Raw genomic sequence first — 22,137 nt, 5'->3', positions numbered from 1 at the left:
AGTGATTACCGTGAAACTGGTCGTAAAGTACCACAGTCACCTGCTCACCCCAATGTTACTAACGGCACCTAAGCATGATTGGCCCATGGTTCCGCCGCGTCAAAGCTCTATATCTAACGGGCAAACAAGGCTGTTCTCGGGCATTCCTCTGATCCGAGCCTGCCGGGGATCATGCCGGCCCGGGCGGCGGCCATCTTCTCTTGGGGTTTTGGTGCGAAGGTTTTGTCTTACGTCGCTGGCCTATTCCCGGGTAAATCGGGTTTTCATCTTCTCGGCGTGGCGCTCTAGCGCCAAAACAATCAGTTGGTCAATCAGTTCTGGATACTGGACCCCTGACGCTGCCCACAACTTGGGATACATGCTGATGGCAGTAAATCCCGGCATAGTATTGATCTCATTCACGTAGATCTTCTTGCTTCGTGGATCCATCAGGAAATCCACCCGCGCCAGCCCGGCGCAGTCCACCGCCCGAAAAGCGGCAGTCGCCATCTCCTGCACTTTTTTGGTCTGCCCTTTGTTCAACTTGGCGGGAATGATCAGCTCTGAGCCTGCTTCCAGATACTTCGCAGCATAGTCGTAGAACTCTTTAATGGGGACGACTTCCCCCGGCAATGACGCCTGTGGCTCATCGTTGCCCAGGACCGAGCACTCCAGTTCGCGCGCTTTTTGCTTCTTTCCGCCCACGCCTTCCTCGATGACGATCTTGCGATCGTAAGCAGCGGCAGCATTCATGCCGCTCGCCAGCTCTCCGCACCCGTGCACTTTTGTGATTCCTACTGACGAACCCAGATTGGCCGGCTTAATGAAAACCGGATATTTGAGCTTGCTCTCGATCAGCTTCTGAACTCGCTTAGGGTTGGTCTCCCAGTGATGTCGCAGCACGGTCACGTGCTTCACAATGGGCAGTCCGGCCGCGATGAAAAGCTGCTTCATAATGTCCTTGTCCATGCCCGCCGCCGAGCCCAGCACGCCCGCGCCGACGTAGGGGATGTCTGCCAGTTCCAGCAGCCCCTGGATGGTTCCGTCCTCCCCAAAGGTGCCGTGAAGCACGGGAAAGATCACATCTACGTTGATGGTGTGGTCGCTCCAGCGTCTTGCTAATTGCGCCGTGTTGCCATCAGGTTGGAAGGGCTGCAATGAACCGCCTGCCCGCACCGGCACCGGTGGTACTACGATCTGCTCGCCTCTGGCCAGGACAGCGGCCCCAGGCGTCGCCCCGGGGTCTCCGGCGCGCAATTGCTGTCCGGGATTGTTTCCCTTCAGCATCCGCTCGGCATGGCCTGCTACCAGCCAGCGGCCTTCCTTGCTGATACCGATCGGGACCACGTCGTACTTTTGCTTGTCAATCGCAGTGATAACCGAGGCCGCCGATAGCAAGGAAACTTCGTGCTCACCGCTTCGCCCACCGAAAAGAATGCCCACTCGGATCTTATTCATCGGTTAGATAGATTCGGAAAAGATATGAGCATATTACCGTGCCGTCAGGGCGACGTCACTGCGCGGAGGTATTACCACGGTTATACGTCGTTCGACCGTTAGCAAGGTCGGGTTTGCCCCGACCGAGGTTGCGGCGCTTTCAGGATATAGGCAGTAGTGGGCCTTAGAGAATCTTCTTCCCGAAGGCGGAGAGTGCCAGCTCTACTGCCAGGTTTGCCGTCCGATTGTGCTCATCAATCACCGGATTGACCTCCACAATCTCGAATCCCAGCATGCGGGCGTGGTCGGCGATGATTTCCATGGCCAGGTGCGCTTCCCGGTAAGTCGCGCCGCCGCGGACCGGGGTGCCCACGCCAGGCGCATCTTCAGGATCAATCCAATCCATGTCCACGGAGATGTGATACCCGGTAGTGCCCCGGCCCGCCATGCGCAGCGCTTCTTCGATAACGGCTCGCATGCCTCGCTCATCAATGTCGCGCATGGTGAAGACTTCAACCCCGGTCTTCCGGATGTTCTCCTTTTCCGTGGCGTCAATGTCGCGCACTCCCACAATCACACAGTTTTCCGGTGCAACTTTGGGGGAGAAGCCGAAGATGTTGGCCAGTTCGGGTGGCCCCAGTCCAACGATTGCCGCCAACGGCATGCCATGCACGTTGCCGCTGGGCGATGTCTCCGGTGTGTTGATGTCCGCGTGCGCATCAATCCAAACCAAGCCAATCTTCTGCTCCTGTCGGCGGTGAAATTCTGCGATCCCCGCCACCGTCCCCGCAGCCACGGAATGATCACCACCAAGTACCACCGGCACTTTGCCCGCTTCCAGCGTCTTAACCACCAGCTCCGCGTGCTTTGTGCACGTGGCCGTGATTTCTTTCAGATATTTGGCGTGAGGATCGCCTTCCTTCTTCTGCTCAGCGATAGCGACGCTAATATTTCCGCCATCTTCCACCACGTGGCCGAGACCTTCCAGGCGGGCTTCCAACCCAGCCACTCGTACCGCTGACGGTCCCATGTCCACCCCGCGCCGCGACTGCCCCAGGTCGAGTGGCACGCCGATCACACGAATCTTCCTGGGGATAATATTTGACGCTGTGGCCACAGCCACAGCTCCCGGTTGCTTCGAAGCAACGTCGTTCATCAATCTCCTTACTGCGAGTCAAAACCTTCTGAGGGTCAACACCAAAAGAATCAAGCTTCAGGTTGCGAGTTTCAACACTCCCGCGACCGGAACTGGAAACTCGCAACGCCTTACGGATACATGCGGTACAGCATCCTGGGAAACGGAATCGTCTCGCGCACGTGCTCCAATCCGCAGAGCCAGGCCACCACACGTTCGATTCCCATACCGAAGCCGGAATGTGGCACGCCTCCATATTTGCGCAGGTCCAGATACCATTTAAATGCCTCTTCCGGAAGCCCGTGCTCCTGGATGCGTTTTCGCAGCAGTTCGTAAGACCCAATACGCTGCGAGCCACCGATAATTTCGCCGTACCCTTCAGGAGCCAGCACATCCACGCACAGCGCCAGCTCCGGCCGCTGCGGGTCAGGCTCCATGTAGAACGCCTTGACCTTGGCGGGATAGCGATGCACCATCACCGGCTTCTCGAATTGCGCAGAAAGATACGTTTCGTCCGGCGCGCCCAGGTCTCCACCCCATTCGAATTTGGCTTCCAGCGCGCCTTTGGCATGCGCATCTTGGAGCATTTTCACCGCCTCGTCATAGCTGAGCCTGGGGAAAGGCGGTGTGATCTTCTCCAATTTGCTGACGTCACGGCCAATCGTTTTTAGGTCTTCCTGGTGACGCTCCAGGCATCGCTTTACGATAAAGCTGATCAGTCCCTCACCCAGTTCCATGATGTCGTCGAGGGTCGCATAAGCGACCTCTGGCTCTACCATCCAGAACTCGGTCAGATGGCGTCTGGTCTTGGACTTTTCAGCGCGGAAAGTTGGGCCAAACGAGTACACCTTGCCCAGAGCCATCGCGGTCGCCTCGATATAGAGCTGACCGGACTGCGTTAGAAACGCCTGATCTTCAAAATAATCCACGGGAAAAAGAGTGGATGTCCCTTCGCAGGCTGCGGGAGTCAATATGGGAGGATCGGTAAGCACAAAACCGCGATCATCGAAGAAATCACGCGCCGCTTTGATGATCTCCGCTCGCAAGCGCAAAATCGCCGCCTGCCGCGGAGTTCGCACCCACAAGTGCCGATGGTCCATGAGGAACTCGACCCCATGCTCCTTCAGCGAAATGGGGTAGGGTTCGGACTCAGGCACCTTCTGCACCACCTGCACATCGCTCACGTCGAGCTCATATCCGCCGGGAGCGCGCTTGTCGGCCCGCACTTTTCCTTCGACGATTACACTCGATTCCTGGGTGAGGCCCTTGATTGCATCGAATATTTCAGGTGAGACTGCATTCTTGGCCACCACTCCCTGGATCACACCCGTCCCGTCTCGAAAAATTGGAAACAACAGCTTGCCACTCTCTCGCAGGTTATAGAGCCATCCGCGCACGGTGACAGACTGTCCCTCGTGCCTTCCGATCTCCGCGATGGACGCCACCGGGGCCTGCGTCACCGTTACTCTTTCCGCTTCACCCATAACAATAAATCTCTCTACTCCTCAGAGTACGTGCCCACAGGCGCCCTCGCCTGTGGGGGCGAGCGCAGCTCGCCTTTGACCCTACGCTCTGCCCGCCGCCTGTTCCAATGTGCGGAAGGCCTCGCTCATTTGCTTAGACACGTCGGTCTTATCTTCCCCATCAATTTCCATCAGTAAGGGCGGCACTTGCGGAGCCGAGCCCAGCGCACCCATGGCCTCCGTCCAATCAATGCTCCCTTCCGTGGGCCAAAGGTGCGAATCGCGGTCGCCGGCATTATCGTGCACATGCGTGGATCGAATATGGTCCTTCAGGATTTCAAAGGCCTGCACCACCCCGCCTGCGAGATGCGCGTGTCCGACATCAAAGCACACTCCTACATCCTCGAGATGGCTGGCGCGGATAAACTCCACCAGCTTCTCGGGTGTGGAGAGTTCGTTTGGAATGTTCTCCACTAGAATCTGTACTCCAAGCGGCTTCGCGAAGGCGCGCAGATGCTCGATGGAAGTCATCGCGGCTTCCATTTTCTTGTCGCTGAACTCCTCGCCGCCATTCCCGATGTGTTGCACCAGGAAGCGAAACGGGATCTGCTCGGCTATCTCCAGGGCCCGCTTGATCTCATCCATCGCCTCAATACGCCGTGCGCGGTCAGTGTCGGCGATATTCACCGGCGGCGAGCCGCTGCGCCCGAAGTCGTAATCGGAGAACATGGGGGAGTGGACTGAGTTCAAGGGCACGCCGGTGCTTTGGAACCACTGTGCGATCTCGCGAACATGCGACTTGCGGTTGGCATAGTCGAGATGCTGGCGGGCGGCAAAGATTTCAATCGCCTGCGCGCCACCACGGGTCAGCGTTTCCAGCAGCCCAGGATGCAGCCGCTGCTTTACGTAAACGTACGTGGACATCGCTCTCAGCATTCAGTCTTGTCCTTCGGACTAGTAATCAATACCCCACCGCTTTGCCGGTCGCATTCCGCTCGTCCGTCGCGCCCAAGCGCTCGCCCGTCTTCGGGTCAATCGCGATGCACTCACCGTCGCTCCAGTAGTCTTCTTGCTCCACTTTGTGGCCCATTTTCCCCAGCAGGCTGACCGTATCTGGCGAAAAGCCCTTCTCCAGGTAAACCGTGTCCGGCAACCACTGATGGTGGAAGCGGGGTGCATTCACGGCCTCTTGAATATTCATGCCGTAATCAACCATCCCCATAAGAATATTGGCAACGGTCGTAATAATCCGCGGACCTCCCGGCGACCCCAGCACCAGAAACAGTTTGCCGTCCCTCAGCACGATGGTCGGGGTCATTGCCGAAAGCGGACGCTTGCCGGGGCCAATCGCGTTTGCCGGCCCTTGAATCAACCCATAAATATTCGGCACGCCGGGCTTGGACGAGAAATCGTCCATCTCGTCGTTGAGCAAGAAACCCAAACCCGGCACCGTGACCCTCGACCCAAAATCATCATTCAACGTGGTGGTCACCGCAACCGCATTTCCCGCCGCGTCCACCACAGAATAATGGGTAGTCTGGTCAGGCTCGCGACTGGCAAGTGGCTGCGGATGAGAGGCCGCATAGCGCTCCAGTTCATTGAATTCTGCTGGGCGTTTCAAGTCAGCGCTTAACGTAGCATGCAGCGGATCAAGCGTCGCCCGCCACGCCGCTCCATAACGTTTGTCCACCAGTTGTGGCACCGGGATCTTCGAAAAATCAGGGTCGCCCAAAAACTCGGCGCGATCAAAGAATGCCCGTCGAAAGGCCTCTGTTGTCAGGTGCAACGTGGCTGCTGAGCCGCGCCCCAGCTTGGAAAGGTCGTAGCCTTCCAGAATGTTCAGCATTTCCACCAGTGCAATTCCACCCGAGGACGGAGGCGGAGCGCCAATGATCTCGTACCCGCGATAGCTGCCTTGGATCGGCGTCCGCTCCTTCACCTGATAAGCCGCCAGGTCCTCAGCGGTAATCAGCCCGCCGCCCTTTTGTACCGCTGCCGCAAGCTGCCGCGCGATTTCTCCGTGGTAAAAATCGTCTGGGTTCCGGGCAATCCGCTCCAGTGTGTTCGCCAACTCGGGTTGCCGGAAGACTTCGCCGGCTGTGTAGTAATTGCCGTCCCGCTGGAAGATCCGCCGCGACTCCGGGAATTTTCCTAAATCCTGGTCGTGCATGCCATCGGCTTCCGCCCAGGTCAAAGCAAATCCCTGGCGGGCAAGCCGGACGGCTGGAGCCATTACCTCCGCCAAGGTCAACTTTCCATATTTCTTTTCTGCGGCCGCCATTCCTGCGACCGACCCGGGTACTCCCACAGCTTTATAGCCGACGATGCTGGCGCCGGGAATGACGTTCCCTTGCGCGTCCAGGTACATGTTGGCGGTGGCTTTGGCCGGCGCCTTCTCGCGGTAATCCAAAAAGTGAGTAGCGCCATCTGCCATGCGGATCAGCATGAAGCCGCCCCCGCCGATGTTTCCTGCGTCAGGATGCACCACCGCGAGCGCGAAACCCGTAGCTACCGCGGCATCCACTGCATTGCCACCTTTGCGCAGTACCTCAACTCCAGCTTGCGACGCCAGCCCATGAACGCTCACCACCATAGCGTGGCTCGCGTGCGCCGGCTGCATGGATGCGACCAGCGGTCGCGGCGCAGCCCCGGCCACCAGCATTAGCAGCAGCGCAGTCAATAACTTGCAATGGGATCTCATGTATGCGGGAGATTCCGCTCAGCGCAGAATCACATGCCAGCACAGGCAGAGCATGATGTCCTGAGCAGACCTTTGAGGCTAGCCCACACCCCTAGAGAGAGTCAAATTTGTGGACTGAAGAGCGCACGGAATGGGTAAAGAGGTTTTCAGTTTCAGGTTTCAAGCCCTCAATATCATCTCGAACTCGAAACCTGAAACTTGAAACTACTGGGTTAGGGCTAAATCGGCCTTCGTATTTCCAGCCACGGTCACGTCCTTGGTCGTGGTCTTGCCGTTGTGCCATACCGTCAGCTTGTACTGCCCATCGGGCACATTCTGGATGAAGTAGTCGCCCAGGATCTGGTCCGGCTGCGCGAAGTATGGGGTGGGCGTAACAATGATGGTCGCCAGCATATCGGAGTGGCGATTGCACACAATATGGATCGCCCCGGGGTGATCAAATTTCCACGACGCCGTCTGCCCTCTCGGGAACGTTCCGAGATTGCGGGCCAATCTCCTGTCGCCTCCGACTGCCAGCCAGCTTACATTGTGCGCGTCATTGTCATTGTTTAGAAATTCGACCGTAGCTCCTTGTGGGATGACCAGCATGTCGGGGATGAACTTCATGCCCTTCTGGTCTACTTTGTAGGCCGTGGTAGGCGGGGGGAATGACTGCTTTACCAAAGTTTCCAGATATACAACCGTCGGCCCGGCGCCAGCCTTCACATTGCCGCTTAGGGTTCCAGCACTGGCAAACAGACCGGTTGCGAGTAAGAAAGCAATTGCTACCAGAATAGTGCTTTTCATCTATCCTCCTCATTCTTATAAACGCGGTATCAGAATAGGAGAAGAACCAAAGCCTTGCCCACGGCAACCATCACCAGGGTATGTGATCGCCGTCACACGCTCCGAAGGCTTAGGTTTGCCGGTCCGCTTCCCCCAAAGTGACGGGGACTTCCATTTTCCGCTTTCCGCGGAAGATGCTCACTCGCACCGTGTCTCCTGCGCGATGCTGGTTCATTACGTCGGAGAGGTCCTGCTGATCAATGATGTCTTTCCCGTCTATACCCACAATCAAATCCCCGCCCAGCATGATCGGGGTGTTTCCGAGATAAGCCCGCTCGCTTCCGCCCCGCAACCCCGCTCGCTCTGCTGCTCCTCCCGGAACTACCTGGATGATCAACACGCCGTTGTCGGCGGGAAGTCCCAATTCTGCCGCCAGTTCCGGCCCGATCGGCAAGCTGCGGATGCCCAACGCCGGCCGACGCACTCGGCCCAGAGTTACCAAGTCATTGAGCACCGCCTTCGCAGTGTTAATAGGAATCGCAAAGCCAATACCTGAGCTTTGCCCAGTCGAGCCGAGGATCATGGTATTGATCCCGATTACATCACCGTGAGAATTCAGCAGCGGCCCGCCCGAATTTCCCGGATTTATGGCGGCATCCGTCTGGATCGCCTTATCAATCGTGGCTCCGTTGGGCTCGCGCACTGAACGGATTGAGCTCACAATCCCGGTGGTCAAGGTTCCATTCAAGCCGAATGGGTTTCCGATGGCGTACACCTTCTGTCCGACCTGAAGATTCTGCGCATCACCCAGCACCGCGGATACCAGATTCGGTGCGGAAATCTGCAGGACCGCCAAGTCATGCGTCGGATCCTTGCCCACCACCTTGGCGCGATACTTCTTGCGATTGTGCATGGTGACGTCCACTTCTTGCGCGTCCGCCACCACGTGGTAGTTGGTGAGGATATGTCCTTCCTTGTCAATTACGAATCCAGAACCCTGGCCTTCCTGCGGCATCACTCCGTAAAAGAAGTCAAAGGTCAGCGCCCGTGACGTAATGTTGACCACCGCCGGTATGTTCTTGCGATATACCGAGATGTTGTTTTGCTCTTCGGCGTCGACGCCTTCCGGCCCCGCTGCCTCGGTGATCTCCACTTTGCTCGGATTCGCTATCCAGTTCGCTGCGGTTATCCGGCCTCGTCCGTGGGTGGTGAAGTAGTAGAACGCTCCTGCGATCAGCAGGGCGAAGATGATGGGTCGTAACAAGCGCATAAATCCTCTTTCTTGCCTATTTAAACAAATCATTGGAACCGACTGCCTGAACAGTCGGGCAGAAACAAACGGAACCTGGATGTTAGATTGTCCACGCTGGATTGTGTCAACCGGAACCAGAAAGTCTACCGGCGCGCGGCCACTATTTGCAGCTCCCGAAAGACTCGTTCGACCTGCTTCTCGGTTTCCGCCAACGTTCCCGAGTTGTCAATCACGAAATCCGCGGCTTGCACCTTCTCTTCTTCGGGTGTCTGCGCCGCCATGCGACGCGCCACCTCTGCTCGGGCCCTCTCCGCGTCCCAATGCAGTCTTTTGGCGAGCCTTTCGCTGCGCTGTTCCGGCCGGCAGGTGACCACCAGGAGCTTGTCGAAGCGCTTGGAGACTCCCGCCTCCACAATCAGGGCCGCTTCTACTACCACGATCGCGTCCCGCTCCCGCCTTCCGACCTCTTCCATCCATTCTTCCTGGCGCTTAATCACCGCCGGGTGCACAACGCGATTCAGTTCCTGCACGCGCGACCCGGCGACATCAGTGGCAAATGCCAGGGTCGCCAGCTTCTGCCGGTTAATTTTCCCGTCCGGTTCGAGGATTTCGCGTCCGAAATGCTGGACCACTTCCTCATATACCGCTTGTCCTGGCTGCATCAGTTCGTGGGCGATGAGGTCGGCTTGGATCACGTGGGCGCCGCGTTTGGCTAGCATCTCGCCTACTGTCGTCTTGCCGCATGCGATCCCGCCGGTCAGGCCGACGCGCAGCACGTCACCCGCGCTCCAGCGAGAGTGCCGCTTCCCGCAAGCGACTGCCGCGGCGCATCTTCGCCGCTTTCACGGTATTCGACATCAGCATGGCGATAGTCAGCGGCCCCACGCCCCCCGGTACCGGGGTCAAGGCTCCCGCCACTTCTGCCACCTCTGGGTGTACGTCGCCCATCAGCACTGACCCATTCCTGGCAAACGCCTGCTCCCGCTTTTCATTGCCACGGAAAAAGCGCTCGAACTCAGCCTTGTCGGTAATCTTGTTCATGCCTACGTCAATGATGGTGGCGCCTGATTTGACGAAATCGCGGGTGATCATTCCCGCGCGACCGATCGCCGCCACCAGGATATCGGCCCGGCGGCATACTTCCGGCAGGTCACGGGTCTTCGAGTGGCAGACGGTCACGGTGGCATTGCGATTGATTAAAAGCATTGCCGTTGGCTTGCCCACGATGTCGCTGCGGCCTACGACCACTGCTTCTTGCCCAGCAACCGGGATTTGGCTCCGCTCTAGAATCTCCACAATCCCGGCGGGTGTGCACGGAACCAGTCCCGGGCGTTGCGTAGAGAGGAACCCAACGTTCATGGGATGAAACCCGTCCACGTCCTTCGCTGGATCCACGGCCAGCAGCACGGCTTTAGAATCCACCTGCTTTGGAAGCGGCAACTGAACCAGGATGCCATCAATTTCGTCGCGCCGGTTCAGGCTGTGGACCAGCTCCAGAAGCTCCCTCGTACTCACCGATTCCGGCGGGGTATGTTTCTCGCTGTAGATTCCTAACTCTTCTGAAGCCTTTACTTTGCCGCGGACGTAAACCTCAGACGCGGGATTGTTCCCCACCAGGACCACCGCCAGTCCCGGGCGCATTCCGGCTGCCGTCAGAAGACGCGCCTCTTCCCCGACCTCTGCTCTTATCTCAGCCGCGATTTTGTTGCCATCCAGAATGGTGGCCATGGATCCTCGCAACCTAAAATTCAGCCCGCGAACGTGATCGAATTCTAAACCAAACGGGTGGATTGATCGCACCAACGTGGAAGAGCACGGCTTTCAGCCGTGCGGCCTGCGGCGATCGTTTTGGGGCGGACACTCTTGTCCGCCATTTCCGCAATAGGAGTGTCGGCCCTTACGCGTGCCCCCGGTGTAGAATCGGCCCATGATTCCGCAGGATTTGCTCGACATTCTGGTCTGTCCCGCCTGCAAGAAACCCCTTGTCTTAAAAGACGAGGGTCAAAGCTTGAAGTGCGCGCAGTGCCATCGTGTGTACCCGATTCGTGATGGCATCCCTATCCTTTTGATTGACGAAGCCGTGGTCGAGAAATCGTAAAACAGGCCGCGCCGTTCCAGAGTGGCATTTCGTGGCACGTAAACGTCAATTTGGGTCAGGTTGACGCGCTTGTGCCACCCCGGCCTAATGGGAAGCCGACCAACAGTGCTCTCTCCACTTCCCCTTGGCGTCGCAACTTCAGGTAGCTACAAGGGTTTACCTTGATATGTGACTCCCTGTTGAAAAACTCATCTAAATTATTGGCTTTGGAGAGCAAATTGCACGCAACGATGATAGGGTCAACGGAGTCTAATTAAGGAGAAGCACGGGTCGGAGGTGACGGTATGGCGATTGAGAAGTTTTCCGGTACCGAGCTTGCAGCACTGCGTAATGACCTGTTGCAGGGCGGCATTGATTGCCGCGAAGCCGCCGAACTCTTGCAAGTGTTCCTGATAGGTCGCGGCTACGGAGTATCGCCTGAGGCAGCTCGTGATGCAGCCAGCCGGGTCGAGGGCGCAGGCTGCTCTCTTGAGGTGATTCAGAAGGAACTGGAAACTATTGCTCTTGTGATGTAAGTAGTCCCAAGTGGATTCTTCCACCACAAACTGAAGCCGGGCCAACCAGCCCGGCTTTCTTATTTAAACCCGATAAATCGTTCGTTCTTGGTGAGGTTTGTGGGAAGGCTCTGCTACTCGTACCGCAGGCTCTCCACCGGATCCAGTTGCGCGGCGCGGGTCGCCGGGACGGTGCCAAACAGCACCCCCACCATGGTAGATACCACGATGGCAATTACCGCCGACAATCCCGAGACCGGCAGCCGGTAACTAGTCAAAAAGCGCACCGAAAATGGCAAGGCCAGACCAATGGCGATTCCAACAATGCCGCCGATGAGAGAAATAAGGATGGCCTCAGCCAGAAACTGATACTTGATTTCCCGTTTCGTCGCGCCCACCGCTTTGCGAATCCCGATTTCGCGGATTCGAGCACTCACCGTGGCCAACATAATGTTCATGATCCCAATGCCACTCACCAGCAGGACGACCATGGCGATCAGAAGCAGCACCAATGTCAACGCATTTGCCGTCTTGGTGGCCACGTCCAGCAGTTGTGTCAGGTTATTGACGGCATACACCGACTCTGGACGGTGGCGGGATTGAATAATCCGGTGCGCCTCCTGCGTCACCCGCGGTACATCGGCTGCGTCGGATACTGTGAAGTAAATCTGCTTGACGATTGCTCCTTCGGTGAAGTATCGGCTCACGGTGTAAGGAATGAGAATCGTGTCCTCGGTGACCTCGGACATTCCGAAGGTTTCAACCCGCTCTTTGAAGGTCCCAATTACGGTAAATGGAAGGTTACTTAGCTTCAAATTCTGTCCGATGGCTGCATCCGGTGACCCATAAAGCTTGGTCGCCAATTTTTGCTGGAGCACCGCCACCTTGTTGCGGGCCTGTTCGTCTTCATGGTCAAAGAAACGGCCGGAAATCACGTCAACGTTTCGAATTGTCTGGTACTGAGGCTCCACTCCTAGGACCAGAATGTCACGCTCTTTGCCACCGGGGAGGACGATGCGATCGGTAAGGTTGACCACCGGTGACGCAGCGGTAATGCCCGGCACCTGCTGTTGCACCGCATTCATATCATTGATAGTCATGGGGTCGAGCGCCGCTTTGTTGACATGGGTGCTGCCCCCCTCATACTCCGCATAAACCAGGTTCGACCCGATTCCTTGGATCAACTTCAGAATGTATTGTTTCCCCGTGAGTCCGATGGTAACTACCAGGATCAGTGAGGCCGTCCCGATCATCATTCCCAAAGCGGTCAGCGCAAACCGCACCTTATTGCTGGTAAAAGTTTCGTAGGCGAAGCTGAATACCTCGCCCAGGCATAGTTCAGGAGGATTGCGTACCACTCGTCTCGCAATCGGTGCAACGCCGACCCTCTGATTGGACGCGTGAGTGTCCGCAGCCTGAGACACCGGCAGCGAGTGAACGCTCGTCGCATTGTTCTCCGCGACTCTCGTCTCCACCATCGGCGTGCTCACTTGATCTGACATACAACTACTGCCTCATTGTGATAAGGACACGGCAATCCGCTAACCGGGCTTGCCACTACTACCCAATCTACGCCGAACTGCGAGTTCAGTTGCTTAAAATTGGCCAATCCGAAGTGCTTCCACCCCTGTTCCGCCTCCACCTCCTGCTTCCATAACTCTGCCAGCTTGGGGAACATGGTTACAGCGCCGCTATCCTTTAGATTGTCCGCCAGCATGCTCCGTTGCGCAATTGCTCTGAAGCCGTGCTGGTCCTCACCTGCCATCCCCATGTGGTCGGGATCCAGAGCAAAATAAGCGGCCCTCGGTGTGTTGTCCCTGATCCACAGAAAAGACCTAACCCAGGGATTTTGTGGCACGCTCCAGGGCCACTCCAAGTGTGGAGTGGCTGGAAACAACTGTCGCTGTGCATACCACATACCAAAGCAGAGTGGAACGAAAAGCAGTAGCCAGCGCCAGACCTCCGCCTTTAGCACCCATTCTGCGAGCATTCCCCCGGTAAACACGAATAGCAGGATGTAAAGCAAGAATAATGCTCGCATGGGTTGCAGCAGCGTAAGGTTCTCAAAGCGCCTGGGGACTGTGATGATCAATGAGATTACGAAGAAGACGCTTCCGAAAGCGATCAGCGCCGAGCTCAGCCGTTGCAGCGTTGACAGCCCGTGACGTCGCGCAATTCGCTGGTACCACCACAAGAGCACCAGCGGCGCGAATATCCCCAGCCACTCATACCACTGCCAGCGCAGCAGGAAGAAATATTCACGCGTGACCAGGGCCTCATGATAGGCCTGGGTCATTGGGGGAAATAATCCCATGGGGAGAATCAGAATTGCCATCGCCGTCGACACCCGCCCGTACAGGCGATGGGGTGCGCCGGCACTGATAATTTCCATCCCCATCACGATTGCCACATAGGCCAGGCCAAACACCACCATCAGAGGATGAATCAAGCCCGTGCACAACAGCCACAGCCCAGCACGTTTCCATTTATGTTCTATAGCATTCACGATGGCAAAGAGGACGCTGGGCGCAGAAAGCGAACGAGTGTTCAAGTACTGGTCCATGATGTACAGCGACGTCCCGGCGACCGGTATCGTCAAAAGTGCCGCCACCAAGATAACTCCGCCCCATTGGGCCCGGACACTGTTAAAGCACAGCCGCCCGATATGCCAGCACGCCAGCAGTAGCAAAAAAATCGCCGCCATCTGCCATAGCAGCAGCGCGTAATCCAACGGAATGTGAGAAATTCGTACCGACCACGCAATCAGATTCGGAAACAGCGTCATGTGCGCGTGCGACGCGAAGAAGCCCTGGTTAAACGGATACAAATCCGGATGAAGGACTTTCAGGATCCCCGGCAGGTAAATTTCGGCGTCCTCTACGCCGGGGTGGTACCCCTGCACCAGAATTGCCGCCACCGTGATGAGTAGCAGCAATCCCAAATCTCGCCAGGATGTACTTTGTTCGGAATGGCTCCCTCTTTGGGGAAGCTTTAGAATCGTTCTGAATTTCCGGTATGAAGGACGTTCGACAACTTGCTGTTGGTCCATTAGATGAGACGCCGATTCCCCCTGGTCCAGTGCCCCAGCTGGCCGTCGTGATACCTACGCTTCACGAGGCAAAAAACATCAAGGCTGTGCTCGAGCGCATTCGCGGCAGCCTGGACCCTTTGGATATCAACTATGAACTTATTGTAATTGATGATGATAGTCGCGACGGAACAGAATCCATCGTCAAGCACGTCGCCCAGCAAGATACTCGGGTCAGGCTTTTACTGCGGCAGAACCAGCGCGGGTTGGCGGGAGCCATCGCTCATGGCTGGCGGCACAGCCAGGCTGAGGTCCTGGGAGTGATAGACGCCGATCTGCAACATCCGCCGGAGGTTTTGCCTGAACTTTGGAAAACAATGCAAGCTGGCCACGACCTGGTAATTGCCAGTCGCTATGCAGCTCCCGGAGGAATGCGCGAATGGAATCTCATTCGTCGGCTGCTCTCTAAAATCAGCACGCGTTTGGCTTGGCCCTTTCAGCGGCCTGGAATCCGTGTGAAGGATCCGCTTTCCGGCTTCTTCCTGGTCCGCCGTTCCTCCCTCGATGGCATTTCACTTCAGCCTGAGGGCTTCAAGATCTTGCTGGAGATACTGGTCAAAGGACGCATCCGCTCCGTCGCCGAGGTGCCCTTTGTGTTCGGCCTGCGGCAGGCCGGAAGCAGCAAAGCCGACCTCAGCACGGGCTGGCATTATTTGAGGTTGCTGGAACGTCTCTGGCGCGAGCCCTAGGCGGCGTGTGCTAGGCTGTGCCCTTTGCTCCTCTGTTACATTACCGATCGTACCGGCTTTCCCGGTCCTGACGCGGAGCAGCGCGCCAGGCTGTTGGATAGAATTGCGGCCGCGGCGGCTTGCGGAGTGGACATGATTCAGCTTCGCGAAAAAGACGTTTCTGCGCGCGATCTTGTGTCCCTCGCGCGTGAGGCGCTGGAGACAATTCGCGCAGCCTCCTCGTCCACCCGCACCCGGCTGCTGATCAACTCGCGGACGGACGTGGCCCTTGCGGTCGGCGCCCATGGGGTCCATCTGCGTTCCGACGATATCTCCGCCAGCGAGGCGCGAGTTGTGTTTTGCAAAGCAGGACAGAATCGGCCGCTGATCGGAGTTTCCTGCCACTCGGTCTCCGAGGTTCGTCTGGCTGAATCGCACGGCGCCGAGTTCGCGCTCTTCGGCCCGATCTTTGGCAAAGTGGCCGCCGACAAAAGAGAAGCGAAGTCTGCTGTAAAGGGTGTAGGCGTCGCGCCGCTGCGCGCGGCATGTGGCAAAATTCCCGCGCCTGGACTCGAAGCACCCGTGCCCGCAGGCCGCATGCCTGTGCTCGCGGTCGGGGGCATCACTCTGGCCAATGCTAAACGTTGTCTGGAAGCAGGAGCAGCCGGGATCGCCGCCATTCGATTATTCCAACAAAACGATATTTCGACCGTCGTGGAGAAACTCCGTGCATTTGGCAGCAGCAACTGAAGCACCTGTCGCGCGACACTGGCGGTTACGCATTGCCTGGAAGGTAATGCTGATCGCCTATCTCGGACTGTTTATGGTCAGCGTGGCCATCATGCGCCGCGGAATTGATTTGAATACGTCGGTCGGACGGCACCTGCTGGCAGGCGCGCTGGCCAACGCCGGACTGGTGCTGATGGGAGTGCTGCTGACGGTGAATGCCTATCAGCGCGGCGAGCGTTGGGCCTGGGTGGCAAACCTGGCGGCCTTCTATGGCGTGCCGGTAATGTTTGTGGACGCGCGCCGCTTCGGCTTCATGAGCGAGACCGTTTTTCCTCAAATCATCGGAATGAGTTTGCTGGTGCTGGGACTGGCGTTGCCCATAGACCTCTTCTGGTCGCGCCAACGAAAATTTGGGGGCGCGTGATTATCTACTACCCAGGCCCAACTGTCAGGCATTTGTCAGTGGGAGTCCAGTCGGCACCGGAACGACCATTCCAATATGCCCGTAGGAGCTGAAAGCCATGAACCGTAGAGAACTCGTTGCGGCGTTGAGTGCTTCGCTGGGTTACTCCTTTATGGGGGCATCGAGGCTAACTGCGTCCGAGGACAAACCAACAGGTCTCAGCCTTATTCGTCTGATCGCCAACCCCAGCAGCTTCGACGGTCGCCGATTGGGTCTGACAGGATATCTTGCTAACAATGGTCTTGACCGGGCGCTGGGTCTATATGTGTCCGAGGTTGACGCCCGTAACTTCATCGTCTCGAATTCGGTCGATGTCAGGATCGAGGAATCCGCTGTTAAGGGTTTAGTTGGCAAGTACATAACCCTCGCCGGGACCTACCACGCTCCGCCGGAAGGGGTGTCCGCCTACAATGGTTATCTTGAGCACATTTCGAACATCAGAGGATGGGAGTTCGGCGATAATCGTTAGAGGTTTCTCGTGTCAGCCCACGAATAGACCCCTAGAGTTCGCGTTCCACTGGTGGGCGCACCAGCCACCGCAAAATCATATTGACCAGAGAAAGCACGATCGCCCCGAAAAACGCGGGCCAGAATCCATGTACCTCAAAGCCGCGCAGATGGCCCGAGACCAACTCCAGCATCAAGGCATTGATCACAAACCAGAAAACGCCGAGCGTCAGAATTGTGAGCGGGAAGGTGATGATCTTGAGGAAAAGCCCCAGCGTAGCGTTCACCAGTCCGATGACGAGGGCGGCTATCAGCGCGGTGCGAAATCCGCTGACCTCGAAGCCTGGAATCACGCGCGCGACAATCAGCAGCGCCAGCGCGCTCAGGATCCAATTGATCGCCAGCCGGAGCATGACGAATTATCCGCTCCGCAGGGGCGCGATGCAAGTGGCGCTGAATTTAGCAGCAGCGGGTCAGCCCGCGAGCTTGGCAGGTGGCTGCACGTTGCGCTTGGGACCGCGTTTGCGCACCAGCAGCAGCCGAATCCGCTCCAGCAATTCGGCGGGGGCATACATGCCCTTGGGCAGAAAGACGTCGGCGCGGGTGTCGCGATCGTAAATCTTGATTTTCCCCGAGAAGAGCACTGCTGGAGTAGTAGGAGAGATGGCCTTGATCTCGTCAATCAGGCGGGTGCCGTCCACCCCCGGCATGATCAGGTCGGTTAGCACTAGGTCCACGCTGCCTTTGCGGAATGCCTCCAGCGCATCTTGCGCGTTGTTGCAGGCGATCACGCGATATCCGCGAGTTTCCAGCATGACCTTGCGGATGGAAAGTGATTGTTCGTTATCGTCAACGCAAAGAATGGTTCGTTTGGGTTTCATCTCTCACCAAAAATTGCGGGTGCTGGTACCGCGTGTCAACTTGGGGCGCGCAACATCCATGACATCCCCGCGCGCTTTGGAATAGCCTGGGTTCTCTGAGAGTCTCTGACGGCGTACTCAGAAGGACCAAGAATTCTGCAGTGAACGCATCCTATTCTCAGTCGAGAAGGTTTGTAAAGTATCGCTCAAGCCAATAGGAATTTTCCTGAGGAAAAATTTTCGTCGCTCTTAATACCTTCAAGCTTCACAAGAAGTTTTGTCGGCTTGCAGGCATTTGGAGCCAGCAGAGATGCTGCTCCCGCCTTGCCGCGACAGTGATGCAGGAGTTTGCACATTGACTACTCGATCAACTTTCGTGAGCGAGCGACGGAGCTAAGAATTTTTACCACAGAGAACACAGAGGGCAAGGAAAGATTTATGCCTAAGCTTGGTGTTCCTTCGTGTCCTTTACGGTGAAAGTTTGATGCGAGCCTAGGCGCCGACTGCCGATGCTCGCTCTCCTGGCTGCTTTGCCGGCGCCAGCGCGAGCAGGGCCACACCGATCGCACTAAACACAGTCGCGGCGATCAGCAAACCTTTGCGTTCACTCGTAATGTGGATCGCCATTACCGCCATTACCGCGGCGTGAGCAAGGTTCGCCCACCCTGCATAAGCGATCAGGCTGCGATTCGCCCAAGGATTACGCGCCGCCAGCAGCAAGAAAATCCCCAGCGCCACATACAGGCTTATAAACATCGGCTCGGCAGATTCCTTGTTCGTTTGCCAGGTATCCCGTATAGATCCCACCAAGGGATAAATGCCAGCCGTAAAGAGCAATCCCACTACTATCAATACGACCTTCAGCGCCCGCATGCGATTCATGACGCCCTCCTGCTGAATCCCGCCGTCCAGCATTGCCGGTGTGCAATTGGCCTGGCCGACCATTCGGCTGGAATGTTAGGACTGGTTGTAGTGCAAGTCAATGAGCGGCAAATGGTTCACACGGATATCAAGCGACGCAAAGAGCGGCTCTGTGCTTGAGATGGTCTTGTTCCAGAATCCGGAATTCGGGCGTGTTTGGGCGTCACTGGAGAATTGTGACGTCACAACATCTTGTGACGGGGTAGTTCCGGAATTTGGAACAGCCTCGGGGAGTTGCTAGCGGCTGTTGACCCACTCGCCTGCGTAAAAGGCCAGTTTTAAATGGCAACCTCTCACATCCCGACCCGATTTTTTCTTGACTGATACACCTCAACCTTCTCACACACTCGATCTGTGCTCTGTTTTCGGAACGAAGCTTGAGGAACTTGAAGAAAGCCAGCGGCTAAGTGCTTCGGAATCTAGGATTTTTCCTCTAACCGTCCTGCATTGATGGACCTGGCGGAAAAACATAGGTCAAACGCGTGATTCTAAAGATGGGCAGGGGGTGGGGGGGGTTGGAGCCCCGCACACGCCCTGCCAAAGCTAAAGCCAGTTGTCAGTACTCAGTTGCTAGTACTCAGTAAATCCAAATCAGCTGCAGCCACTCGTACTGCCGCAGCTCATGCAGCGATAGCAACTGCCGTTCCTCACCATGATCGAGCCGCAGACGTGGCACGAAGGCGCGTCGCCCAAGTCCACAAGCTCTGCCATCGCATCGGCGGCATGGAACTTACCGGCGGCTGGTTTCGAGTTGCGAGCTTCAAGTTTCGAGTCGAGCGCTGAGTCGCCGAGACCGGATTCGTCAGCGGCGCCAGTTTGGCCACCCGGCAGTTCGGCCGGCCGGACGCGGAAGTTCTCGAACAGCATCTGCTGCTGGCCGGTGAGGAAGCGCAGGCGCAGCCAGCGGAAGATGTAATCCATGATGGACTTGGCGAAGCCGAGCTCGGGATTGTTGGACCAGCCGCTAGGCTCGAAGCGGGTGTGCTCGAATTTTTCGCACAGCAGCTTGAGCGGCACGCCGTGTTGCAGCGCGATGGAGACGGCAAGGGCAAAGCTATCCATCAGGCCGGAGACGGTGGAGCCTTCCTTGGCCATGGTGATGAAAATTTCGCCCGGGGTGCCGTTGGGATAGAGACCGACCGTGATGTAGCCCTCGTGTCCGGCGATGTTGAATTTGTGGGTGATGGAGGCGCGCTCGTCACGGAGTTTGTGGCGGACGGCGCGAGGTGGAGCGTTCAAATCCTCTTCAACCACAGAAGCCACAGAGGTCACAGAGGATTTGTCGTCTTTCTTTGATGTAGCCGTAGCAGTGCCGGCGGCGGAGAGCGGCTGGGACTTCTTGCAGCCGTCGCGGTAGATGGCAACCGCTTTCAGTCCCTGCTTCCAGGACTGAATGTAGGCTTCCATGATGTCTTCAACTGTGGCCGACTCGGGCAGGTTCACGGTCTTGGAGATCGCGCCGGAGATGAAGGGCTGAACGGCGGCCATCATCTTTAGGTGTCCCATGTAGTGGATGGAGCGAGTACCTTTGGCCGGTTTGAAGGAGCAATCGAAGACGGGCAGGTGCTCGTCCTTGAGATTGGGCGCGCCTTCGATGGTGCCGGTAGCGTCAATGTAGCTGACGATGGCGTTGGCCTGGTCGTGGTTGTAGGCGAGCTTGAAGAGCGCCGCGGGCACGGTGTTGTTGACGATCTTGATCATCCCGCCGCCGACCAGCTTTTTGTATTTCACCAGGGCGAGGTCGGGCTCGACGCCGGTGGTGTCGCAATCCATCATGAAGCCGATGGTGCCGGTGGGCGCGAGCACGGTGACCTGGGAGTTGCGATAGCCGAACTTTTCGCCGTGGGCGAGGGCTTCGTCCCAGACCTGCTTGGAGGCGGCGGTCAAGTCCGGCAGCTGTGAGTTTTTAACCACAGAGTTCACGGAGGAAGAACCAATATTATTTACCGATGCGCGGTGCATGCGGATCACGTCCAGGAAGGGCTCGCGATTGATGTACCAGCCGGGGCATGCGGCGCCTGGCATGTTATCGGCGGAGCTCACGCCAAGCCGTTCTTCAACTGGCTTGCTGGCAGGTGAGAGCGGCTGGGCAAGCTCGGCGATGCGCGATGACTGCAGATAAGCTTCGCCGCACATGATGGCGGTGACGCAGGCGGCATAGTCGCGGCCAGCGTCGGAATCGTAAGGCAGGCCGGAGGCCATGAGCAGCGCGCCCAGGTTGGCGTAGCCCAGGCCGAGCGGGCGATAGTCATGCGAATTGCGCATGATGGACTCGGTCGGGTAGCCGGCGTTGTCCACGATGATTTCCTGCGCGGTGATGATCACGTCCACGGCCCGGCGATAGGCCTCGATGTCGAAAGCGCCGCTGGGCGCGAACTTCAGCAGGTTCAGGCTGGCCAGGTTGCAGGCCGAGTCGTCGAGGAACATGTACTCCGAGCAGGGGTTGGAGGCGTTGATGCGCGCCGTGTTCTTGGAAGTGTGCCAGCGGTTGATGGTGGTATCGAACTGCATGCCGGGATCGCCGCAGTGCCAGGTGGCGTCGGCGATTTTGCGCAGCAGCTCGGGCGCCTTGTAGGTGTTGATGACGCGGCCGTCCACGATGGACTTAGTGGAGAACTCGGTGTCGCGAGTGACGGCGTACATGAAGTCGTCGGTGACGCGCACGGAATTGTTGGCATTCTGGAAAAAGATGGAGCTGTAGGCGTCGGAATCAGGCGAAGAGCCGTCGTAGCCGGACTGGATGAGGGCGTGAGCCTTGGCTTCCTCTTTGGCCTTGCACTCGATGAAGTCAACGATGTCCGGGTGGTCGATGTTGAGGATGACCATCTTGGCGGCACGACGGGTCTTGCCGCCGGACTTGATGACGCCGGCGAAGGCGTCAAATCCTTTCATGAAGCTGAGCGGACCGCTGGCGGTGCCGCCGCCAGAGAGGCATTCGGTGGAAGAACGCAGCGGCGACAGATTGGTGCCGGTGCCGGACCCCCACTTAAAGAGCATGCCTTCGGTTTTCGCGAGCGTGAGAATGGAATCGAGCGAATCTTTTACCGAGTTGATGAAGCAGGCGGAGCATTGCGGTGTCCTGTAGCCGGTGACGCCGAATTCGACGCGCTGGGCGTCGTGGTTCCAGTGCCAGTTTTGGGCGTCGGAGTTGGGCTCGATGCGATCGCAGCCGACGTTGAACCACACTGGCGAGTTGAAGGCGGCATACTGACGAAGCAGCAGGAACGCGAGTTCGTCGTGAAAGGTGGCAGCGTCTTCGGCGGAGCGGAAGTAGCCGTCGGCCATACCCCAGTCGCGAATGGTTTCGGCGACGCGGGCGACGAGTTGGCGGACGCCGGTCTCGCGCTCGGGGGTGCCGAGTTTGCCATGCAGATATTTGGAGGCCACGATGTTGGTGGCGGTCATTGACCAATCTTTGGGGACTTCGACGTTCTGCTGTTCGAAGATGACGCCGCCTTGAGCGTCGGTGATTTGGGCGGTGCGGAGCTCCCATTCCAGCTCGTCATACGGAGAGACGCCGGGTTTGGTGAAGTAGCGCGGGAACGTCAGGCCCGGAGCTTTCTTCTTGGTCGAAGTTGATGGTGTGACTGCGGTGGTTTGTTCGGTGACCTTCGACATCGTGCGCTCTCCTTACGTT

General features: G+C 57.5%; 21 protein-coding genes. 6 read left to right on the top strand and 15 right to left on the bottom strand.

Features of this window, described 5'->3' with window-relative positions:
• Nucleotides 1–240 precede the first annotated feature (240 nt).
• From VFA76_00440 to VFA76_00400, 9 genes are all read right to left on the bottom strand, one after another.
• A complete protein-coding gene (locus tag VFA76_00440; protein ID HZR30301.1) occupies nt 241–1,437 on the bottom strand; it encodes a D-alanine--D-alanine ligase family protein in 1,197 nt (398 codons plus the stop codon).
• A 163-nt stretch (nt 1,438–1,600) separates the two neighbouring features.
• A complete protein-coding gene (gene rocF / locus VFA76_00435) occupies nt 1,601–2,572 on the bottom strand; it encodes an arginase (protein HZR30300.1) in 972 nt (323 codons plus the stop codon).
• A 110-nt stretch (nt 2,573–2,682) separates the two neighbouring features.
• Complete coding sequence (gene asnS, locus VFA76_00430) at nt 2,683–4,035, bottom strand: asparagine--tRNA ligase (protein HZR30299.1); 1,353 nt, start codon at nt 4,033–4,035, stop codon at nt 2,683–2,685.
• Between the two features lie 81 nt (nt 4,036–4,116).
• Nucleotides 4,117–4,950: a sugar phosphate isomerase/epimerase family protein gene (locus VFA76_00425; protein ID HZR30298.1), complete on the bottom strand. Its 834-nt coding sequence runs from the start codon at nt 4,948–4,950 to the stop codon at nt 4,117–4,119.
• 25 nt (nt 4,951–4,975) lie between these two features.
• Nucleotides 4,976–6,715 (bottom strand): gamma-glutamyltransferase, encoded by a 1,740-nt coding sequence (gene ggt, locus VFA76_00420; protein HZR30297.1) that lies wholly within the window; start codon nt 6,713–6,715, stop codon nt 4,976–4,978.
• A gap of 204 nt (nt 6,716–6,919) precedes the next feature.
• Nucleotides 6,920–7,501, bottom strand: a complete 582-nt coding sequence (locus tag VFA76_00415; protein ID HZR30296.1) for a plastocyanin/azurin family copper-binding protein — start codon at nt 7,499–7,501, stop codon at nt 6,920–6,922.
• Nucleotides 7,502–7,610: 109 nt separating this feature from the next.
• Nucleotides 7,611–8,750: a trypsin-like peptidase domain-containing protein gene (locus tag VFA76_00410; protein HZR30295.1), complete on the bottom strand. Its 1,140-nt coding sequence runs from the start codon at nt 8,748–8,750 to the stop codon at nt 7,611–7,613.
• Between the two features lie 125 nt (nt 8,751–8,875).
• Nucleotides 8,876–9,508: a dephospho-CoA kinase gene (gene coaE / locus VFA76_00405; protein HZR30294.1), complete on the bottom strand. Its 633-nt coding sequence runs from the start codon at nt 9,506–9,508 to the stop codon at nt 8,876–8,878.
• 1 nt (nt 9,509) lies between these two features.
• On the bottom strand, nt 9,510–10,460 hold the full coding sequence (locus tag VFA76_00400; GenBank protein ID HZR30293.1) for a bifunctional 5,10-methylenetetrahydrofolate dehydrogenase/5,10-methenyltetrahydrofolate cyclohydrolase: 951 nt from the start codon (nt 10,458–10,460) through the stop codon (nt 9,510–9,512).
• Nucleotides 10,461–10,659: 199 nt separating this feature from the next.
• Here VFA76_00400 and VFA76_00395 point away from each other — a divergent pair, with 199 nt between their 5' ends.
• The gene (locus VFA76_00395) at nt 10,660–10,830 is read left to right on the top strand and encodes a Trm112 family protein (GenBank protein ID HZR30292.1); all 171 of its coding nucleotides are present in this window, start codon (nt 10,660–10,662) and stop codon (nt 10,828–10,830) included.
• Between the two features lie 284 nt (nt 10,831–11,114).
• Nucleotides 11,115–11,345 carry a hypothetical protein gene (locus tag VFA76_00390; protein HZR30291.1) on the top strand — a complete coding sequence of 77 codons (231 nt, stop codon included), beginning with the start codon at nt 11,115–11,117 and terminating at the stop codon, nt 11,343–11,345.
• A gap of 113 nt (nt 11,346–11,458) precedes the next feature.
• On the opposite strand, the gene VFA76_00385 is transcribed toward VFA76_00390, so the two are convergent.
• Both VFA76_00385 and VFA76_00380 read right to left on the bottom strand, forming a co-directional pair.
• Complete coding sequence (locus VFA76_00385) at nt 11,459–12,826, bottom strand: ABC transporter permease (protein ID HZR30290.1); 1,368 nt, start codon at nt 12,824–12,826, stop codon at nt 11,459–11,461.
• Nucleotides 12,811–14,259: a hypothetical protein gene (locus VFA76_00380; GenBank protein HZR30289.1), complete on the bottom strand. Its 1,449-nt coding sequence runs from the start codon at nt 14,257–14,259 to the stop codon at nt 12,811–12,813. Before VFA76_00380 ends, VFA76_00385 begins: the two co-directional genes overlap by 16 nt.
• A gap of 80 nt (nt 14,260–14,339) precedes the next feature.
• Between VFA76_00380 and VFA76_00375 the strand changes: the two genes are divergently transcribed.
• The 4 genes from VFA76_00375 to VFA76_00360 all read left to right on the top strand — a co-directional run bounded on the left by VFA76_00375 (nt 14,340) and on the right by VFA76_00360 (nt 16,741).
• Nucleotides 14,340–15,101, top strand: coding sequence for a polyprenol monophosphomannose synthase (locus VFA76_00375; protein ID HZR30288.1), 762 nt, complete (start codon nt 14,340–14,342; stop codon nt 15,099–15,101).
• A gap of 24 nt (nt 15,102–15,125) precedes the next feature.
• Nucleotides 15,126–15,830: a thiamine phosphate synthase gene (locus tag VFA76_00370; GenBank protein ID HZR30287.1), complete on the top strand. Its 705-nt coding sequence runs from the start codon at nt 15,126–15,128 to the stop codon at nt 15,828–15,830.
• Nucleotides 15,814–16,233 (top strand): hypothetical protein, encoded by a 420-nt coding sequence (locus VFA76_00365; protein ID HZR30286.1) that lies wholly within the window; start codon nt 15,814–15,816, stop codon nt 16,231–16,233. The genes VFA76_00370 and VFA76_00365 overlap by 17 nt, the downstream gene beginning before the upstream one ends.
• A gap of 97 nt (nt 16,234–16,330) precedes the next feature.
• Complete coding sequence (locus VFA76_00360; GenBank protein ID HZR30285.1) at nt 16,331–16,741, top strand: hypothetical protein; 411 nt, start codon at nt 16,331–16,333, stop codon at nt 16,739–16,741.
• 31 nt (nt 16,742–16,772) lie between these two features.
• Here the strand turns inward: VFA76_00360 and VFA76_00355 are convergent, their stop codons facing one another.
• The 4 genes from VFA76_00355 to VFA76_00340 all read right to left on the bottom strand — a co-directional run bounded on the left by VFA76_00355 (nt 16,773) and on the right by VFA76_00340 (nt 22,118).
• The gene (locus tag VFA76_00355) at nt 16,773–17,132 is read right to left on the bottom strand and encodes a phage holin family protein (GenBank protein HZR30284.1); all 360 of its coding nucleotides are present in this window, start codon (nt 17,130–17,132) and stop codon (nt 16,773–16,775) included.
• A gap of 60 nt (nt 17,133–17,192) precedes the next feature.
• Complete coding sequence (locus VFA76_00350; protein HZR30283.1) at nt 17,193–17,600, bottom strand: response regulator; 408 nt, start codon at nt 17,598–17,600, stop codon at nt 17,193–17,195.
• A 471-nt stretch (nt 17,601–18,071) separates the two neighbouring features.
• On the bottom strand, nt 18,072–18,461 hold the full coding sequence (locus VFA76_00345; GenBank protein HZR30282.1) for a DUF6632 domain-containing protein: 390 nt from the start codon (nt 18,459–18,461) through the stop codon (nt 18,072–18,074).
• Between the two features lie 630 nt (nt 18,462–19,091).
• Complete coding sequence (locus tag VFA76_00340) at nt 19,092–22,118, bottom strand: vitamin B12-dependent ribonucleotide reductase (protein HZR30281.1); 3,027 nt, start codon at nt 22,116–22,118, stop codon at nt 19,092–19,094.
• Nucleotides 22,119–22,137: the final 19 nt, after the last annotated feature.

The organism is Terriglobales bacterium (genome assembly GCA_035651655.1).
Classification (GTDB): Bacteria; Acidobacteriota; Terriglobia; order Terriglobales; family Acidobacteriaceae; genus DASRFG01.
Note: the sequence above shows the minus strand (reverse complement) of the source record. Positions and strands in the feature narration are given on the sequence as shown.

Excerpts from the sequence above, each read along its gene's own strand:
- VFA76_00350 (HZR30283.1), bottom strand. The coding sequence starts at position 17,600 with ATGAAACCCAAACGAACCATTCTTTGCGTTGACGATAACGAACAATCA.
- VFA76_00375 (HZR30288.1), top strand. The coding sequence starts at position 14,340 with ATGAAGGACGTTCGACAACTTGCTGTTGGTCCATTAGATGAGACGCCG.
- VFA76_00390 (HZR30291.1), top strand. The coding sequence starts at position 11,115 with ATGGCGATTGAGAAGTTTTCCGGTACCGAGCTTGCAGCACTGCGTAAT.
- VFA76_00360 (HZR30285.1), top strand. The coding sequence starts at position 16,331 with ATGAACCGTAGAGAACTCGTTGCGGCGTTGAGTGCTTCGCTGGGTTAC.
- VFA76_00355 (HZR30284.1), bottom strand. The coding sequence starts at position 17,132 with ATGCTCCGGCTGGCGATCAATTGGATCCTGAGCGCGCTGGCGCTGCTG.
- VFA76_00415 (HZR30296.1), bottom strand. The coding sequence starts at position 7,501 with ATGAAAAGCACTATTCTGGTAGCAATTGCTTTCTTACTCGCAACCGGT.
- VFA76_00340 (HZR30281.1), bottom strand. The coding sequence starts at position 22,118 with ATGTCGAAGGTCACCGAACAAACCACCGCAGTCACACCATCAACTTCG.
- VFA76_00395 (HZR30292.1), top strand. The coding sequence starts at position 10,660 with ATGATTCCGCAGGATTTGCTCGACATTCTGGTCTGTCCCGCCTGCAAG.
- VFA76_00385 (HZR30290.1), bottom strand. The coding sequence starts at position 12,826 with ATGTCAGATCAAGTGAGCACGCCGATGGTGGAGACGAGAGTCGCGGAG.
- VFA76_00425 (HZR30298.1), bottom strand. The coding sequence starts at position 4,950 with ATGCTGAGAGCGATGTCCACGTACGTTTACGTAAAGCAGCGGCTGCAT.
- ggt (HZR30297.1), bottom strand. The coding sequence starts at position 6,715 with ATGAGATCCCATTGCAAGTTATTGACTGCGCTGCTGCTAATGCTGGTG.
- rocF (HZR30300.1), bottom strand. The coding sequence starts at position 2,572 with ATGAACGACGTTGCTTCGAAGCAACCGGGAGCTGTGGCTGTGGCCACA.
- VFA76_00345 (HZR30282.1), bottom strand. The coding sequence starts at position 18,461 with ATGAATCGCATGCGGGCGCTGAAGGTCGTATTGATAGTAGTGGGATTG.
- VFA76_00410 (HZR30295.1), bottom strand. The coding sequence starts at position 8,750 with ATGCGCTTGTTACGACCCATCATCTTCGCCCTGCTGATCGCAGGAGCG.
- VFA76_00400 (HZR30293.1), bottom strand. The coding sequence starts at position 10,460 with ATGGCCACCATTCTGGATGGCAACAAAATCGCGGCTGAGATAAGAGCA.
- VFA76_00440 (HZR30301.1), bottom strand. The coding sequence starts at position 1,437 with ATGAATAAGATCCGAGTGGGCATTCTTTTCGGTGGGCGAAGCGGTGAG.
- asnS (HZR30299.1), bottom strand. The coding sequence starts at position 4,035 with ATGGGTGAAGCGGAAAGAGTAACGGTGACGCAGGCCCCGGTGGCGTCC.